Consider the following 18,722-nt stretch of genomic DNA (forward strand, 5'->3'; position numbering starts at 1 on the left):
GCCGAGCCGGAGGCTGCCGCGTCCGGCCCCGCAGCACGCGCCCGTCCCGCTCTCCAGAGGACTACACCCATGACGGACCTGCACGACAAGCCCGCACCGGCGCCCTCCCTACCGCAGGCCGGCCGCACCGGCGGCACGCCGCACGGCGCGGGCGCGCCGGCGCACCCGACGCTCGCGGAGCTGTTCGCCGCGTGGGTGGCCCGCACCCCCGACGCCCCCGCCCTGACCGACGGCCGACGGACCTGGACCTACCGCGAACTCGCCGCGCGCGCCGACCGGCTGGCCCAGCACCTGGTACGCCGGGGAGCGGGTCCGGACCGGGTGGTCGCGCTGGTCCTGCCGCGCTCCATGGAGCTGATCGCCGCGGAACTGGCCGTCGCCCGGGCGGGCGCCGCCTTCCTCCCCGTGGACCCCGCCTACCCCGCCGAGCGCCGGGCGCTGATGCTCGCCGACGCCGCGCCCGCGGTCACCCTGGACGACCCCGAGCGGACCGGCCTGCTGCTCACCGGGACCGACGGCGCGGACGGCTTCCGGGCCACCGGTGCCGAGGACCCCGGCGCGGCCCGTGACGACCACGCGGCCTACGTCATCTACACGTCCGGCTCCACCGGGACCCCCAAGGGCGTGACGGTCACCCACCGCGGCCTGAGCGGATTCACCGCGGCCGCCGCCGAGCGCTACGCCGTCGGCCCCGGCGACCGGGTGCTCCAGTTCTCCTCGCCCAGCTTCGACGCCTCCGTGCTGGAGCTGTGCATCTCGGTGCTGTCCGGCGCCACGCTGGTCGTGCCGCCGCAGGGCCCGTGGCTCGGCGACGAGCTCGCCGCCGTCCTGGAGGAGCAGCGCATCACCCACGCGCTCATCCCGCCGGCCGCGCTGGCCACCCTGCCCGACCCGCGGGAGGGGACCGCACGTCACCTGCGCACCCTGATCGTGGGCGCCGAGGCATGCCCGGCCGCGCTGGTCGACCGCTGGGCGCCCGGCCGTCGGATGATCAACTCCTACGGCCCGACCGAAGCCACCATCGTCGCCACCTGGACCGGGCCGCTCACCGCGGGCCGCGGCACCCCCACCATCGGCGCAGCCCTGCCACACACCCGGGTGTACGTCCTGGACGCCGCGATGCGCCCGGTACCGCCCGGCGCGGACGGCGAGCTGTTCGTGGGCGGCGACGCGGTGGCCCGCGGCTACCTGGGCCGCCCCGGCCTGACCGCCGCGCGCTTCGTGGCCGACCCCTTCGGCCCGTCCGGTGCCCGGCTGTACCGCACCGGCGACCGGGTCCGGTGGACCGCCGACGGGGAACTGGAGTACCTGGGCCGCCTGGACCGCCAGGTGAAGATCCGCGGCTTCCGGGTCGAACCGGGCGAGATCGAGACGGCCCTGCGCCGCGCCGGCGCCGACGCGGTCGGCGAGGCCGTGGTCGTGGTCCGCGAGGACGAGCCCGGCCACCGCCGCCTGGTCGGCTACGTCACCCCGGCCGGCTCCGGCGCGGACGCGGGCGGACCCGGCCGCGCCCCCGACCCGGCCGCCCTGCGCACCGCCCTCGCCGCGACGCTCCCCGCCCACATGGTGCCGGCCGCGATCGTGGTCCTGGACCGGATGCCGCTCACCCCGCAGCACAAGATCGACCGGCGGGCCCTGCCCGCCCCGGAACGGGTGTCCACGGCCGGCCGGGTGCCGCCGCGCACGCCCCGGGAACGGGCCCTCGCCGCGATCTGGGCGGAGGTCCTGGGCGACGCCGCCGTCGGGGTCACGGACGACTTCTTCGACCTGGGCGGCGACTCCATCCTCGCCGCCCGGACCCTGTCCCGGATCCGGAACGAGTTCGGCGCACGGCTGACGGTCCGCGACGTGTTCACGGCACGCACGGTCGCCGCCCTGGCCGAACTGCTCGGCGACCCCGGCGACGCCACCCCGGACGAGCCCGTCGCACCCGCCCCGCGGACGGGACCGCTCCCGCTGTCCAGCGCGCAGCGGCGGCTGTGGTTCCTGGACGACCTGACCGCAGGCGGCAGCGAGTACAACACCGGCGTGTCGCTGCGGCTGCGCGGCGCCCTCGACGAGGACGCGCTGCGCCGGGCCCTGCACCGGCTCGCGGCCCGCCACGACACGCTGCGCACCACGTTCCCCACGGTCGACGGCGAGGGCGTCCAGCACGTCGCCGCCGACCCCGACCTGCCACTGCGCACGGCCGACCTCGGGGACGTGCCCGCGCCGCGCCGGGCCGCGGCCGCCGAGGACCTGCTCACCGACGAACTGAGCCGCCCCTACGATCTGACGGCCGGCCCGCTCACCCGCGCCCTGCTGATCCGCCTGGCCGCCGAGGACCACCTGCTGCTGCTGGCCCAGCACCACATCGTCACCGACGGCTGGTCGGTGGGCGTCCTGACCCGCGAACTCGCCGCCCTCTACCGCGCGGAGGCCACCGGCACGCCCGACGGCCTGCCCCGGCCCGCCGTGCAGTACCCCGACTTCGCGGTGTGGGAACTCCGACACCGCCACGCCGGCACCGACGCCGACGACCTGGCCTACTGGAAGCGGCACCTGAGCGGGATCCAGCACCTGGAACTGCCCACCGACCGGCCGCGCCCGGCGGTGCGCACCACCTCCGGCGCGGCCCACCGGCACCACCTGCCCGCGCCGCTGGTGACCCGGCTGCGGCACCTGGCCGCCGGGCGCGGCACGACCCTGTTCACCCTGTTCGCGGGGGCCTCCGCGCTGCTGTTCTCCCGGTACTCCGGCCAGCGGGACGTGGCGTTCGGCACCGTCACCAACGGCCGCACGCGCCGCGAGCTGGAGGACGTGCCCGGCTTCTTCGCCAACACCGTGGTGCTGCGCACCGACGTGGACGAGCGCAGAAGCGTCGACCGCTTCGTGGAGGACATGCGCACCACCGTCCTCGACGCCTTCTCCCACGACGGCGTGCCGTTCGACCGGGTGGTGGAGGAGCTGGCCCCGCCCCGGGACCCCAGCCGCACCCCGCTGGTGCAGGCGCTCGTCGTCCAGCAGACCCCCCTCGGGGTGCCGCCGCTCGCCGCCGGTCTGCGCCTGGAGGAGCACCCGCTGCCCCGGCCCGCCGCCCGGTTCGACCTCGTGCTGGAGTTCACCCCGCACGCGGACGGCGGCTGCGCGCTGACCGTCGAGTTCAACACCGACCTGTTCGAGGCGGCCACCGTGGCCCGCCTGACCGGCCACCTCCACCGCCTCCTGGAGGGCATGGCGGACGGCCCCGGCCGCCCCCTGGCCGAACTGCCCATGCTGTCCCCGGCGGAGCAGCGCGCGCTGGTGGACGCCGGGAACCCGCCCGCCCGCCGCGGCCGGGACACCGCGGCCGCCACGCTGCCCGCGCTGTTCCGGGCCCAGGCCGCCCGCACCCCCGACCGGACGGCCGTCGTCTGCGGGGACGTCCGGCTGGACTACGCCGAGGTGGCCCGGCGCGCCAACCGCCTGGCCCGGCAGTTCGCGGCACGCGGAGCGGGCCCGGAGACCCTGGTCGCGCTGTGCCTGCCGCGCACCGCCGACCTCCTGCCCGCGCTGTGGGGGGTGCTCACCGCGGGCGCGGCCTACCTGCCGGTGGACCCGGCCTACCCGGCCGAGCGGATCCGCCTCATGCTCGCCGACGCCCGGCCCGCCCTCGTCGTCGCCACCCGGGACACCGCCTCCGCCCTGCCCGCCGACTGCACCCCGCTGCTCCTGGAGGACTGCGCCGCCCCCGGCACGCCCGACACCGACCTCACCGACGCCGACCGCCTGCGGCCGCTGCTCCCGGACCACCCCGCCTACGTGATCCACACCTCGGGATCCACCGGGCGTCCCAAGGGCGTCCTGGTCACCCACCGCAGCGTCGCCGCGCTCGCCGCCTGGGCCGGGGAGCACTTCCCGCCCGCCGGCCCGGACCGCCCGGTGATCGCCTCGACCTCCCTCAACTTCGACGTCTCGGTCTTCGAGCTGCTGTGCCCGCTGGTGACCGGGGGCACCGTCGAGGTCGTCGCCGACCTGCCGGCCCTCGCCGACGCCCCGGGACGGCAGGCCGGACTGCTCAGCGGGGTGCCGTCCGTCGTCTCCCGCCTCGTCGCGGACGGCACGGCACCGCTCACCGCGGACACCGTCGTCCTGGCCGGCGAGGCCCTGCCCGCGCAGACGCTGCACGACGTGCGCGCCGCCCTGCCCGGATGCCGGGTCGCCAACCTCTACGGCCCCACCGAGGCCACCGTGTACGCCACCGCCTGGTTCGCCGGCGATCCGCTGCCCGAGCAGGCCCCGCCCATCGGCGGTCCGGTCGCGCTCACCCGCGCCTACGTCCTGGACCGCGCCCTGCGGCCCCAGCCGCACGGGGTGACCGGCGAGCTGTACCTCGGCGGCGCCGGACTGGCCCGTGGCTACCTCAACCGGCCGGGCCTGACCGCCTCCCGCTTTATCGCCGACCCGTACGGCGCGCCGGGGGAGCGCATGTACCGCACCGGCGACCTGGTGCGCCGCCGCGCCGACGGGCAGCTGGAGTACATCGGCCGGGTCGACCAGCAGGTCAAGGTCCGCGGCTTCCGGATCGAGCTGGGCGAGGTCGAGGAGGCGCTGCGCCGCTGCCCGGGCGTGGCCGAGGCGGCGGCCACCGTCGCCGAGGACGACGGCCACCGCCGCCTGGTCGGCTACGTCGTCCCGGCCCCCGGGGCGCGGCCGGTGCCCGAGACCGTGCGCCGGGAGATGGGCCGCACGCTGCCCGACTACATGGTCCCGTCGGCCGTCGTCGTGCTGGACGCCCTGCCGCTCAGCCCCAACGGCAAGATAGACCGCGGCCGCCTGCCCGACCCGGGCCCCGCCGTGCGCGCCGTGCGGCACGTCGCCCCGCGCACCCCGACCGAGCGCACCCTCGCCGCGATCTGGGCCGACGTGCTGCACGTGGAGCGGATCGGCGTCGACGACAACTTCTTCGAGCTCGGCGGCGACTCGATCCTGAGCATCCAGGTGGTGGCCCGCGCCCGGCAGGAGGGCCTGGCCCTGACCTCGCGGGACCTGTACGGGCACCAGACGGTCGCCGCCCTCGCCCGCTGCGCGGACGCCGCCGCCGTCCCGCACGCGGCCGCACCACAGGCCGGGCCGGCCACCGGCGAGGCCCCCCTGACGCCCATCCAGCACTGGCTGTTCGGCAGTGCCGGGGAGCGGGCCGGGCACTTCGCCCAGGCGCTGTCCGTCCGGCTGCCCGACGACCTGGACGTGGCGGCGCTCGAGGCCGCGCTGGACGACCTGGTCGCCCACCACGACGCCCTGCGCTCCCGTTTCGCCACCGGCGGCCCGGCCGGCGAGGTCACCTGGTCCGTCCAGGACCGGGCGCCCCGGCCCACGCTCGCCCGGCACACCGGTCCGGACGGGGACACCCCCCACTTCGGCCCCTTCGATCTGTCGGAAGGGCTGCTGCTGCGGGCCGTCCTGCACGACCGCGGCCCCGGCCGGCCCCCCGTGCTGCACATCGCCGTGCACCACCTGGTGGTCGACGGCGTCTCCTGGCGGGTGCTGCTGGAGGACCTCGACCGCGCCTACCGGGCCCGCCGCGCCGGCCGGGACGGCCGCAGCGCCCTGCCCGCCAAGTCCTCGCCCGTGCGCGCGTGGGCGCGCCGGCTGAACGCCTACGCGGCGGACGGCGGTTTCGACGACGAGCGGGAGTACTGGGCCCGCGCGGTGCCCGCCACCGGCGGCGCCCTGCCCGTCGACCTGCCCGACGGCGCCAACACCTACGCGTCGCAGTGCGCGGTCACCGTACGGCTGGACGCGCAGGACACCGCCGCGCTGCTGCGCACGCTGCCCGAGACCTACCGCACCCGGGCCAACGACGTGCTGCTGGGCGCCCTCGGGCGCGCGCTGTGCGCCGGGACCGGGCAGCAGCGGGTGGTGGTCGACGTCGAGGGGCACGGCCGCGAGGAGCTCTTCGCGGAGCTGGACCTCAGCCGCACCGTCGGCTGGTTCACCACCCGCCACCCCGTCGCCCTCGCCGTCCCCCAGGACGCCGGCTGGGACGCCGTGCTGAAGCAGGTCAAGGAGCAGCTGCGCGCCGTGCCCCGGCAGGGTCTCGGCCACGACGCGCTGCGCCACCTGGCCGGACCGGACGCGGCACCGCGCACCGCCCCCGCGCAGATCAGCTTCAACTACCTGGGCCGGATGGGCCTCGCCGACGGCGAGGACGGCGCGGACGGCCTGTACCGGGGCACCGTACGGCCGCTGGAGCTGGACGCCGACCCGGCCGCCCGCCGCCCGCACGCCCTGGAGGTCGTCGGGCAGCTCGTCGACGACTGCCTGGAGTTCACCTGGTTCTACTCCGACCGGCTGCACCGGCGGGAGACGGTGCAGGCCCTGTCGGAGCGCTACCGGGACGCGCTCGCGGACCTCGCCCGGTACGCCGCCCGGCCCGGTGCCGCCGGCCGCACCCCGTCCGACTTCCCGCTGGCCCGGCTCGACCAGGGCGCGGTGGACCGGATCACCGGCGCCGACCCGGCGGCGGTCGAGGACGTCCTGCCGCTGACGCCGACCCAGGCGGGCATGCTGTTCCACGGCCTGTCCGAGGACGGCCGCGGTGCCTACTTCCAGCAGCTGACCTTCGTCCTGGACGGCGTGCCGGACCCGGGCACGCTCGCCGCGGCCTGGCAGCACGTGACCGACCGCACGGACGTGCTGCGCGGCCGGGTCGTCTGGCAGGACGTGCCCGAACCGCTGCTGGTGGTGCAGCGCCGTGCGGCCGTGCCGGTCACCCACCTCGACTGGCGCGGCCTGACCGACGCCGAACGCCGACAGCGCCTGAACGACGTCCTGGCCCGCGACCGCGCGGACGGCATCGACCTGGCCCGCGCCCCGCTGCAGCGCCTGCTGCTCGCCCGTGTCTCCGGCACCGCGGTGCGCGTGGTGTGGTCCTTCCACCACCTTCTGCTGGACGGCTGGAGCCTGTTCCAGGTGCTGTCCGACGTGTTCGCCTGCCATGCCGCCGCGGACCCGCGGGCCGTACCGGAGCGCCCGCCCTACCGCGACTACGTCGCCTGGCTGCGCGCACGCGACACCGCCGAGGCCGAACGGCACTGGCGGCGGCGCCTGTCCGACCTCACCGAGGCCACGCCCCTGCCGTACGACCGGGAGCCGCGCGAGAGCCATCGCGCCGAGTCCACGCACGCCGTCCGGGTCACCGTCCCCGCAAGTACCACCCGGGCCCTGGAGGAGCTGGCGCGCGGCGCCGGCCTCACCCTGAACACCCTGGTGCAGGGCGCCTGGGCGATGCTGCTGGCCCGTCAGGCCGGCCGTGACGAGGTGGTGTTCGGCACCACGGTGTCCGGCCGGCCGCCCGAGCTGCCCGGCGCCGACGCCATGACCGGCCTGTTCATCACCACCCTGCCCACCCGGGTCACCGTGCCCGCCCACGGCACCCTGCTCGACTGGCTGCGCAGCCTTCAGCGCGAGCAGAGCGAGGACCGGCGCTTCGACCACCCGCCGCTCACCCGGATGCGCTCCTTCACCGATCTCCCCGAGCGCACCGGCCTGTTCGACAGCATCGTCGTCTTCGAGAACTACCCGGTGGACGACGACAGCGCCGCCGTACACGGGCTGCGCCTGAGCGACCTCGACGGCGTGGAGACCACCAACTACCCGCTCAGTCTCACCGCCTACCCGGGTCCCGAGCTGGCCCTGCGCATCGGCTACGACCCGCAGCTGTTCGACGCCGCCACCGCCGAGCGGACCGCCGAGTACCTGACCGTCCTGCTCACGGGCATGGCCTCCGGTCCCGGACTGCCGCCCGCCCGGGTGCCGCTGCTCACCCCCGGCCGCCGCGAACAGGTGCTGCACGCCTGGAACGACACGCGCACCGAGCTGCCGGACACCACGGTGGCCGCGCTGTTCGCCGCCCAGGCCGCCCGCACCCCCGACGCCGTGGCCCTGGAGGCCGACGGGGAACGCGTCAGCTACCGCGAACTGGACGACGCGTCGGCCCGGCTGGCCGCCCGGCTGGCCGGGCTCGGCGTCGGGCCGGAACGACCGGTCGCCGTGCTGATGGACCGCTCCGTGCACCTGGTCGTCGCCCAGCTGGCCCTCGTCCGCACCGGCGGGGTGTACGTACCGCTGGACGGCCGGGCACCGCGCGAGCGGTTGCACCGGATCCTCACCGAGGCCGGAGCGCGGCTGCTGCTCACCGACGCGGCCTGGGAGGAGACGGCCCGCGAACTCCTGCCGGGCGACGGCGTCCTGCGCGTCGACACAACCCCGGCGGCCGGCACCGCACACCCCGACGCGGCCCCCGCCGACGCCGTCCGTGCCGACGCGGTCCACCCCGACCACGTCCAGTACCTGATGTTCACCTCCGGCTCCACCGGCGTCCCCAAGGGCGTCGCGGTCCGCCAGCGGGACGTCGTCGCCCTCGCGCTGGACCGGGCCTTCGCCGGGCACGACCGGGTGCTCGTGCACTCCCCGCACGCCTTCGACGCCGCCACCTACGAGGTGTGGGTGCCGCTGCTGCGCGGCGGCACCGCCGTCCTCGCCCCGCCGGCCGACCTGGACGCCGCCGCCGTGCGCCGCGCCGTCGGCGAGCAGGGCGTGCGCTGCCTGTGGCTGACCGCGGGTCTGTTCCGGCTGCTCGCCCAGGAGGACCCCGGCTGCCTGCGCGGCGCCCGCGAGGTGTGGACGGGCGGTGAGGCGGTGCCGGGCGCCGTCGTGCGCCGGGTGCTGGACGCTTGCCCCGGCCTGACCGTCGTCGACGGCTACGGCCCCACCGAGACCACCACGTTCGCCACCCGGCGCGTCTTCCGCGCCGGCGACCCGCTGCCCGCGGTCCTGCCCATCGGCCGCCCGCTGGACAACACGCGCGTGTACGTCCTGGACGCCGCGCTCCAGCCGCAGCCGCCGGGCGTACCCGGCGAGCTGTACATCGCCGGCGCCGGGCTGGCCCGGGGGTACGCGGGCCGGCCGGGGGCGACCGCCGCCCGGTACGTCGCCGACCCGTTCGGCCCGCCCGGGGAGCGGATGTACCGCACCGGCGACATCGTGCGCTGGAGCGCCGACGGGGAACTGCACTTCGTCGGGCGCGCGGACGACCAGATCAAGATCCGCGGCTTCCGGGTCGAGCCCGCCGAGATCGAGGCCCGCCTCACCGGCCACCCGGCCGTCGCCGAGGCTGTCGTCTCCCTCTACCAGGACGGCGGACGCAAGCGGCTCGCCGCGCACCTCGTGCCGGCCGCCGGCGCCACGATGCCGCCCGCCGCCGAACTGCGCGCCCACCTGGCGGCCGGGCTGCCCGACTACATGCTGCCCGCCGCCTTCGTGGCCGTGCCCGAACTGCCGCTCACCGGCAACGGCAAGGTCGACCGGCGGCGGCTGCCCGCCCCCGACTGGTCGGCCGGGGCCCAGCAGGCCCACCGGGCGCCCCGCACCGAGGCCGAGCGGCTGCTCGCCGGCATCTGGGCCGAGCTGCTCGGCGTGGAACGCGTCGGCCTGGACGACAACTTCTTCATGCTGGGCGGCGACTCGATCCTCAGCATCCAGGTGGTCTCCCGGGCCCGCGCCGCAGGCATCGCCCTCACCCCGCGCGACCTGTTCAAGCACCCCACCGTGGCCGAGCTGGCCGCCGCGGGCGGTGCCGCGTCCGCCGTCGCCGGCACCGAACCGGTCAGCGGCGCGAGCGAACTCACCCCCATCCAGCACTGGTTCCTCGACCCGCAGCCCGAACACGCCGCCTTCTTCGACCAGTGCGTCGTCGTCGAGGCCGCCGGACCGGTGGACGAGGACGCCCTGCGCCGCGCCCTCGCCGCCCTGTGGACCCACCACGACGCCCTGCGCGCCCGGTTCACCCGCGACGCCGACGGCACCTGGCACCAGGACGTGCCGCCCGCCGACGGCCCGGTCCCCGAGCTGCTGACGGTCCACGGCCCGCAGGAGGAGGAGCAGGTCACGGCCGCGGCCCACGCCGGCTTCCGGCTGGACACCGGCCCGCTGCTCACCGCCCGCCTGTTCACCGCCGACGACACCCGGCCCGCCCGGCTGCTGCTGGTCGTCCACCACCTCGTGGTCGACGGCGTGTCCTGGCGGATCCTGCTGGAGGACCTGGAGACCGCCTACCGGCAGGCCGTGACCCAGGAGCCCGTACGGCTGCCCGCCCGCACCACCTCCGTCCGGGAGTGGGCCCGCAGACTCCGCGACCGCGCCGGCACCTTCGTGAGCCGGCGCGACCACTGGGCCGAGGCGGCCCGGGCGTGCGCCGTCCCGTTGCCGGTGGACGGCCCCGGCACCACCACCACGGCCGACGTCCGCGAGGTCACCGTACGGCTGGACCGGGAGCGCACCGACGGCCTGCTGCGCACGGTCCCCGGCGTCTACCGCACCCGCATCGACGACGTCCTGCTCACCGCGCTCGGCCGGGTCCTCGCCGACTGGACCGGACGGGACACCGTCGCCGTCGGCCTGGAGGGCCACGGCCGCGAGGACGCGCTGTTCGACGACGTCGACCTCTCCCGCACGGTCGGCTGGTTCACCTCCCTCTTCCCGGTCGCGCTGCACGTCCCGGCGGGGGACTGGGGCACCGCCCTGAAGGCGGTGAAGGAGCAGCTGCGCGCCGTCCCCGACCGGGGCCTCGGCTACGGCGTCCTGCGCCACCTCGCCCGCGACGAGGCGCTGACCGGCGCCCCGATGCCCGGCATCAGCTTCAACTACTTGGGCCGCTTCGACTGGTCGCCCGGCGGCGGCACCCTGATCGGCGCGGTGCCCGGCGGACTCGGCGGCGCGGAGGCACCCGGCACCGAACGGCCGCACCTGCTGGACGTCGTCGCCCGCGTCGAGAACGACGAACTGGAGATCACCTGGTACTACGGCGCCGGACGGCACCGCGAGGACACCGTCACCGCCCTCGCCGAAGGCATGCTCCGGGCGCTCGGCGACATCCTGGCCCACTGCGCCCGTCCGGAGGCGGGCGGCCGGACCCCGTCCGACTTCCCGCTGGCCCGCCTGGACCAGGCGGCGGTCGACCGGATCGCCGGCGACGGGCGCGAGGTGGCGGACGTGCTGCCGCTGACCCCGATGCAGGCGGGCATGCTCTTCCACAGCCTGCTCGACCCGGACGGCCGCACCTACGTCAACCAGGTCCAGCTGGTGCTGTCGGGCGTCACCGACCCGCATGCCCTCGCCGAGGCCTGGCAGCACACCGCGGACGCCAACCCCGTCCTGCGCACCGGCCTGGTCTGGCAGGAGACCACCGAACCGCTCCAGGTCGTCCGGCACCGGGCCACCGTGCCCGTCACCCACCACGACTGGACCGGCCGGCCCGCCGACACCTGCGCGCCCGACCTCGAACGGCTGCTGGCCGAGGACCGGCAGCGGGGCATCGACCTGGGCACCGCGCCCCTGATGCGGCTGACCTTCATCCGGCTGTCCGCCGACCGCGTCCGCATGGTGTGGACGTTCCACCACGTGCTGCTCGACGGTTGGAGCGCTGCCCAGGTCTTCGACGAGGTGTGCGAGCGGTACGCGGCCCTGGTCGCCGGGCGCCGCCCGCAGGTGCCGCAGCGCAGGCCCTTCGCCGAGTACCTGCGCCACCTGGCCGGGCAGGACACCGGCCGGGCGGAGCGGTACTGGCGCGAGATGCTCGCCGGCTTCCCCGCGCCCACCGAGCTGCCCCGCGACCGGCGGTCCGCCGAGGCCCACCGCAGCGCCTCCTCCGGCTCGGTGCGGGTGACCCTCGGCCGGGACGTCTCGGCCCGGCTGCGGGAGACCGCCCAGCTCGCCGGGCTGACCGTCAACACCGTCCTCCAGGGCGCCTGGGCGCTACTGCTGTCCCGCTACGGCGGCGGGGACGACGTGGTGTTCGGCACGACCGTCTCCGGGCGGCCCGCCGACCTGCCGGGCGTCACCTCGATGGTCGGCCTGTTCATCAACACCCTGCCCACCCGGGCCCGCGTCGACGGCCGGCGCCCGCTGCTGGACTGGCTGCGCGAGCTCCAGGCCGCCCAGTCGGAGGCCCGGCGCCACGACTTCGTCTCGCTGGCCCAGGTGCAGTCCTGGAGCGAGGTGCCCGGCGGGACCAACCTGTTCGACTCCATCGTCGTGTTCGAGAACTACCCCTTCGACGAGGGGTCGCTGGCCCGCCACGGCCTGGCCATGGAGCAGGAACGGGACCTGGAGCCGACGAACTACCCGCTCAGCGTGGTCGTCGCGCCCGGCGACCGGCTCGCCGTCAACCTCGACTACGACCCGGCCGCGTTCGACGCCGCGACGGTGGAGGCGCTCGGCGAGAGCCTGCGCACCCTGCTCACCGCGATGGCGGCCGACCCGGACCGCCGCCTCGCCGACCTGCCGCTGCTGGACGCCGCCCAGGGCCGCGACCTGGTCGCCCGGTTCGGCGGGACCGGGGCACGGGCGCCGCGCGACACGCTGCCGGAGGCGTTTTGCCGGCAGGCCGTGCGCACGCCCGGCGCCACGGCCGTACGAAGCGGCGGCGACAGCCTGACCTACCGCGAACTCGACGCCCGATCCAACCGGCTGGCGCGGCTGCTGGTGGCGGCCGGCGCCGGGCCCGAGCGCTTCGTCGCGCTGTGCCTGCCCCGCACCGCCGACCTCGTGGTGGCGCTGCTGGCGGTGCTCAAGAGCGGCGCCGCCTACCTCCCGGTCGACCCGCAGTACCCGGCCGAGCGCGTCGCGTTCCTGTTCGAGGACGTACGGCCGGACGCCGTGATCACCACCGCCGCGACCGCCGGCCGGCTGCCCGACGGCCCCTTCACGCGCATCCTGCTGGACGAGGACCCCGCCGCCGGCCGGCCCGACACGCCCGTCGGCGACGACGAGCGGCACACCGCCCTGCTGCCCGGCCACCCGGCCTACGTCATCCACACCTCCGGCTCCACCGGCCGGCCCAAGGGCGTCGTCGTCAGCCACGCCTCGGTGCTGGCGCTGGCCGACTGGGCCGCCGCCGAGTTCGCCGGCCCGTCCCTGGCGCACGTGGTGGCCTCCACCTCGCTCAACTTCGACGTGTCGGTGTTCGAGATCTTCTCGCCGCTGCTGTCGGGCGGCTGCGTGGAGATCGTCCGCGACCTGCTCGCCCTGGCCGAGCGACCCGGGCCCTGGCGGGCCGGACTGCTCAGCGCCGTGCCCTCGGCGCTGGACCGGCTGCTGGCCGAGGACGCCGTGCACGTCACCGCGGACACGGTCGTCCTCGCCGGGGAGGGGCTGCCCGCCCGCACCGTGCACCGGGTCCGCGAGGCGATCCCCGGCTGCCGCGTCATGAACATCTACGGCCCCACCGAGGCCACCGTCTACGCCACCGCGTTCACCTGCGACCCCGCCGACCCCGACCGCGACCCGCCGATCGGCCGCCCGCTCGGCGGCGCCCGTGCCTACGTGCTCGACCGGTCGATGCGCCCGGTCCCCATCGGCGCACCCGGCGAGCTGTACCTGGCCGGAACCGGCGTGGCCCGCGGCTACCTGCGCCGCCCCGGCCTGACCGCCGCCCGCTTCCTGCCCGACCCGTTCGGGCCGCCCGGCACCCGCATGTACCGCACCGGCGACCTGGTCCGCTGGAGCGCCGACGGCGACCTCGTCTACCTCGGGCGCGGCGACGACCAGGTGAAGGTGCGCGGCTTCCGCATCGAACTCGGCGAGGTCGAGGCCGCGCTGGCCCGGCACCCGGCCGTGGCCGCGGCGGCGGCCCGGGTGGTGGACCACGCCGGCCACCGCCGGCTGGTCGGCTACGCGGTGCCCCGCGCCTCCGGTCTGCCCGACCCGGCGGAGCTGCGCGCCTTCCTCGCCCGCAGCCTCCCCGACCACCTGGTCCCCGCCCTCGTCGTACCGTTGGAGCGGCTCCCGCTGGGCGCCACCGGCAAACTGGACCGGCGGGCGCTGCCCGACCCCGAGTGGAGCGCGTCCGCCGGCGGCACGGCCGGGCGCGAGCCGCGCACCGAGGCCGAGCGGATCCTCGCGGCGATCTGGTGCGAGGTACTGGGCGTGCCCGCAGCAGGCCCGGACGACAACTACTTCACCCTGGGCGGCGACTCCGTCCTCGGCATCCAGATCGTCTCGGCCGCCCGCCGGGCCGGTCTCGCCCTCACCCCCCGCCACCTGTTCACCCACCAGACCCTCGCGGACCTCGCGGCGGCCGCGGAGTCCGCCGCGGCGCCCACCGCCGCCACCGAGGACGAGCCGGTGACCGGCGACGCCCCGCTCACCCCCGTACAGCACTGGCTGTTCGACACCCTGGACGGCGACCCGGCCCACTTCAGCCAGACCGTCTCCTACGAGCTGGCCGCGGACCCCGACGAGGACCTGCTGCGGGCCGCGCTGGCCGCCGTGCTCGCCCACCACGACGCGCTCCGGCTGCGCTTCGGGCCGGACGGGGACGGCCGCCGCCGGCAGCACGGCACCGCGCCCGGCGACACCCCCGTGCACCTGGAGGTCCACGACGGCCCCGCCGGACCCGAGGCGGCCGACGCGCTCGGCGCCGGCTTCGACCTGGCGCACGGGCCGCTGCTGCGCGCCGCGCTGTGCCGCCCCGGCGGCGACGCGCGCCCGGTGCTGCTGCTGTCCGCCCACCACCTGGTCGTCGACGCCGTGTCCTGGCAGCTGCTGCTGGAGGACCTGGACACCGCTTACCGCGCCCTGAGCAGCGGCGAACGGCCCGATCTCGGGGCGAAGAGCACCTCCTTCCGGACCTGGGCCCGGCGGTTGGCCGCGCACACCGCGGCGGGCGGCTTCGACGGCGAACTCGCCCACTGGAGCGCCCTGGACACCGGACCCGCCCTGCCGGCCGACCACCCCGGCGGCGCCAACACCACCGCCGCCGAGGAGACGGTGACCGTCCGGCTCGGCGCCGAGGAGACCCGCCGGCTCCTCCAGGACGTGCCGGACGTGTACCGCACCCGGGTCAACGACGTCCTGCTCACCGCGCTGGGCCGGGTGCTGGCCCGCTGGACGGGCCGGGACCGGGTGGCGGTGACCCTTGAAGGACACGGCCGCGAGGACCTGTTCGAGGGCACCGACCTCGCCCGCACCGTCGGCTGGTTCACCACCATGTACCCGGTCGCCCTGGACGTCCCCCGGGACGCGGACACCGGCACCGTGCTGAAGTCCGTCAAGGAGAACCTGCGGGCCGTACCGCACGGCGGACTGGGCTACGGGGCCCTGCGCCACCTGCACCCGGGCGCCGGCCGGGAGCTGCCCGCACTGCCGCAGATCTGCTTCAACTACCTCGGCCGGCAGGACCGGACGCCCACGCAGGGCGGCCTGCTGCACGCCCCGAACGGCGGCCTCACCGGCGGCATGGACCGCGCGGCCCGGCGGCCGTACCTCCTGGACGTGCTGGGGCGGGTCACCGACGGGCGGCTGGAGTTCACCTGGTCGTACTCCCGCGAGGTGCACCGGCGCGAGACCGTGGCCCGCCTGGCGGCCGAGCTGACCGACGAACTCCGCGCGATCGAGCGCCACTGCGCCGCACCCGGCGCCGGCGGCCGCACCCCCTCCGACTTCCCGCTGGCCGGCCTGGACCAGGCCGCCGTCGACCGGCTGGTCGGCACCGGGAGGGACGTCGTGGACGTGTACCCGCTCACGCCCACCCAGACCGGCATGGTGATGCACGGGCTGGACGAGGCCGAACACGGCCTGTACGTCGAGCAGATCACCTTCGTCGCCGACGGCGCCCGCGACCCGGGGCTGCTGGCCGACGCCTGGCGGTACGTCGTCGCGCGCACCCCGGTCCTGCGCACCTCCGTCGCCCTGACCGACGTGCCCGTACCGCTGCAACTCGTCCACCGCGAGGTCACCCTGCCGGTCACCGAGCACGACTGGAGCACGCTGCCGGCCGACCGGCACCAGGGCGAGCTGGAACGGCTGCTCGCCGACGAGCGGGCCGTCGGCCTCGCCCTGGACCGGGCCCCGCTGCTGCGGCTGGCGCTGGTCCGGCTCGGACCGGACGCGGTGCGGGTCGTGTGGACCTTCCACCACGTCCTGCTGGACGGCTGGAGCGTCTTCCACGTGCTGTCCGACGTCATGGCCGCGCACGCCGCGCTGGCCGGCGGCGAGCAGCCGCGGCTGCCCGAGCGCCGGCCGTTCGCCGACTACGCCGCCTGGCTGGCCGGCCGCGACACCGGCCCGGCGACGGAGCACTGGCGCACCGTCCTGGGCGGCCTGACCGGCCCGACCTCGCTGCCGTACGACCGCAGGCCCGCGCCCGGTGCCACGGCCCGCTCCGGCACCTGGCTGTCGCAGCGGATCGGCGCCGGACGCACGCGGCGGCTGGCCGAGTTCGCCCGCCGCCACCGCCTCACCCTCAACACGCTGGTGCAGGGCGCCTGGGCGCTGCTGCTGGCCCGGTGGAGCGGGCAGGACGAGGTCTGCTTCGGCACCACCGTGTCCGGCCGCCCCGCCGACCTGCCCGGCGCCGACACCATCACCGGCCTGTTCATCACCACCCTGCCCGCCCGGATCGGCGTCGACGGCGGCGCCCCGTGCGCCGACTGGCTGCGGGCCGTGCAGGAAGCCCGCGCCGAGGACCGCCGGCACGACCACGTGCCCCTCAACGAGCTGCGCGCCCTGACCGGGCTGCCGTCGGGGACCGCCCTGTTCGACAGCCTGCTGGTGTTCGAGAACTACCCGGTCGGGGACGCGACGGCCGGTGCGCACGGTCTGACCGTGCGGGACCTGGACGCCCGGGAGGCCACCAACTACCCGCTCACCGTCGTCGTCTCCCCCGGGGACGACCTCGCCGTCGAACTCGGCTACGACCCCCGGTACTTCGACGAGGCCACCGCCGAGTCGCTGGCCGGGCAGCTGCTGCACGCCCTGGACGCCCTGGCCGGCACGGACGGCACCGTCCCCCTCGACGCCGTCGACGTGCTGCCGCCCGCGCTGCGGCACCGGCTGCTGCACGGTCCGGCCCGACCGGAGCTCGGCCCGGTGCCGCCCGCCACCCTGCCCGCCCTCGTCGAGGCCGCCGTCGACCGGTGGCCCGACGCCCCCGCGCTCGCCGCACCGGGCACGCTGCTCAGCTACGCCGAGGCCGAGGCGCGGGCCAACCGGCTGGCGCACCGGCTCATCGCCCGCGGCGCCGGACCCGGCGACCTGGTCGCCCTGCTGCTGCCCCGCTCGGCGGACATGGTGCTCGCCCAGCTGGCCGTGGCGAAGACGGGCGCCGCGTTCCTGCCCGTCGACCCCGCCTACCCGGAGGAGCGGACCGCCCTGATGCTGCGCGACGCGGCCCCCGCCCTCACCCTCGACGCGAAAGAGGTCGCCGACCTGCTCGCCGCACCGCCGGACGGCGTGCCCGGCCACCGGCCCACCGACGTGGACCGCACCCGGCCGCTCGACCTGGACGACCCGGCCTACGTCATCTACACGTCCGGCTCCACCGGCACCCCCAAGGGAGTCGTCGTCACCCACCGCGGCCTGGCCGCCTTCGCCGCCGCCGAGGCGGCCCACTACCAGGTCACGGCGGGCGACCGGGTGCTGGCCTTCGCCACGCCCAGCTTCGACGCCTCCGTGCTCGAACTGTGCATGTCGTTGCCGCACGGCGCCCGGCTGGTCGTCCCCCCGCCCGGCCCGCTGCTCGGCAGCCACCTGGCCGGCGTGCTCCGCGACGAGCGCATCACCCACACCCTGCTGCCCCCGGCCGCACTGGCCACCCTGCCGCCCGACACGCCCGGCACGCTGCCGGACCTGAAGACGCTGACCGTCGGCGCCGACGCCTGCGGCCCGGAACTCGTCGCCCGCTGGGCACCGCACCACCGCATGGTCAACTCCTATGGGCCCACCGAGGCCACCGTCGTCGCCACCTGGTCCGCCCCGCTGCGGCCGGACGGCGCGGCCCCGCCCATCGGCCGCCCGCTGCCCGCCACCGGCGCCTACGTCCTCGACGCCCGGCTGCGGCCGGTCCCCGACGGCGTCCCCGGCGAACTGTGGCTCAGCGGACCGGCCCTGGCCCGCGGCTACCTCGGCCGGCCCGGGCTGACCGCGGCCCGGTTCGTCGCCGACCCGTTCGGGCCGCCCGGCACCCGCATGTACCGCACCGGCGACCTGGTGCGCCGCGACGCCCACGGCGAACTGCACTACCTGGGCCGCACCGACCACCAGCTCAAGCTGCACGGCCACCGCATCGAGGCGGGCGAGGTCGAGGCGGTCCTCGCCCGGCACCCGGGCGTCCTGGACGCCGTGGTGAGCGTGCGCGAGGACGAGCCGGGCCTGCCCCGCCTGGTCGCCCACCTGCTCACCGCGCCCGGCGCCGAACCGCCCACCGCGGCGGACCTGCGCGCCCTGGCCGCCCGATCGCTGCCCGGCTACATGGTCCCCTCGGCGTTCGTGCCGATGGACCGCTTCCCGCTGACCGAGAACGGCAAGACCGACCGGGCCGCCCTGCCCGCCCCGGCCCCCGACGCCCCCGGGGAACGCGAGCGGGCCGGCGAGCGGGCCGCGTACGTGGCACCGCGCACCCCCACCGAGGAAGCGGTGGCCGCGATCTGGGAGGAGACCCTGCAGCAGAGCGTCGGCGCCGAGGACGACTACTTCCTGCTGGGCGGCGACTCCCTGCGCGCCCTGCTCATCGCCTCCCGCGCCAACGACGCGTTCGGCGTCACGCTCACCCCCCGCGACGTGCTGGTCGCGCGGACCGTGGCCGCCCTCGCCGAGCGCGTGGAGGAGCAGGTGCTGAGCGAACTGGAAGCCGCGGCACTCGCGGGCCACGACGAAGACGCCGCGCACGGCGGCCCCGACCACGACGAACGGTGAGGATCCGA

The 18,722-nt window shown here is 76.7% G+C and carries 1 protein-coding gene; it reads left to right on the forward strand.

The window, feature by feature from the left end; translation table 11 throughout:
• Positions 1-69: 69 nt before the first annotated feature.
• Positions 70-18,714, forward strand: coding sequence for a non-ribosomal peptide synthase/polyketide synthase (locus ACWCV9_RS35135; RefSeq protein WP_450792756.1), 18,645 nt, complete (start codon positions 70-72; stop codon positions 18,712-18,714).
• The last annotated feature ends 8 nt before the right edge of the window (positions 18,715-18,722 follow it).

The organism is Streptomyces sp. NPDC001606 (assembly GCF_053596835.1).

What these genes read in the sequence shown, in the direction of transcription:
- ACWCV9_RS35135 (WP_450792756.1), top strand. Translation starts at nt 70, where the DNA reads ATGACGGACCTGCACGACAAGCCCGCACCGGCGCCCTCCCTACCGCAG.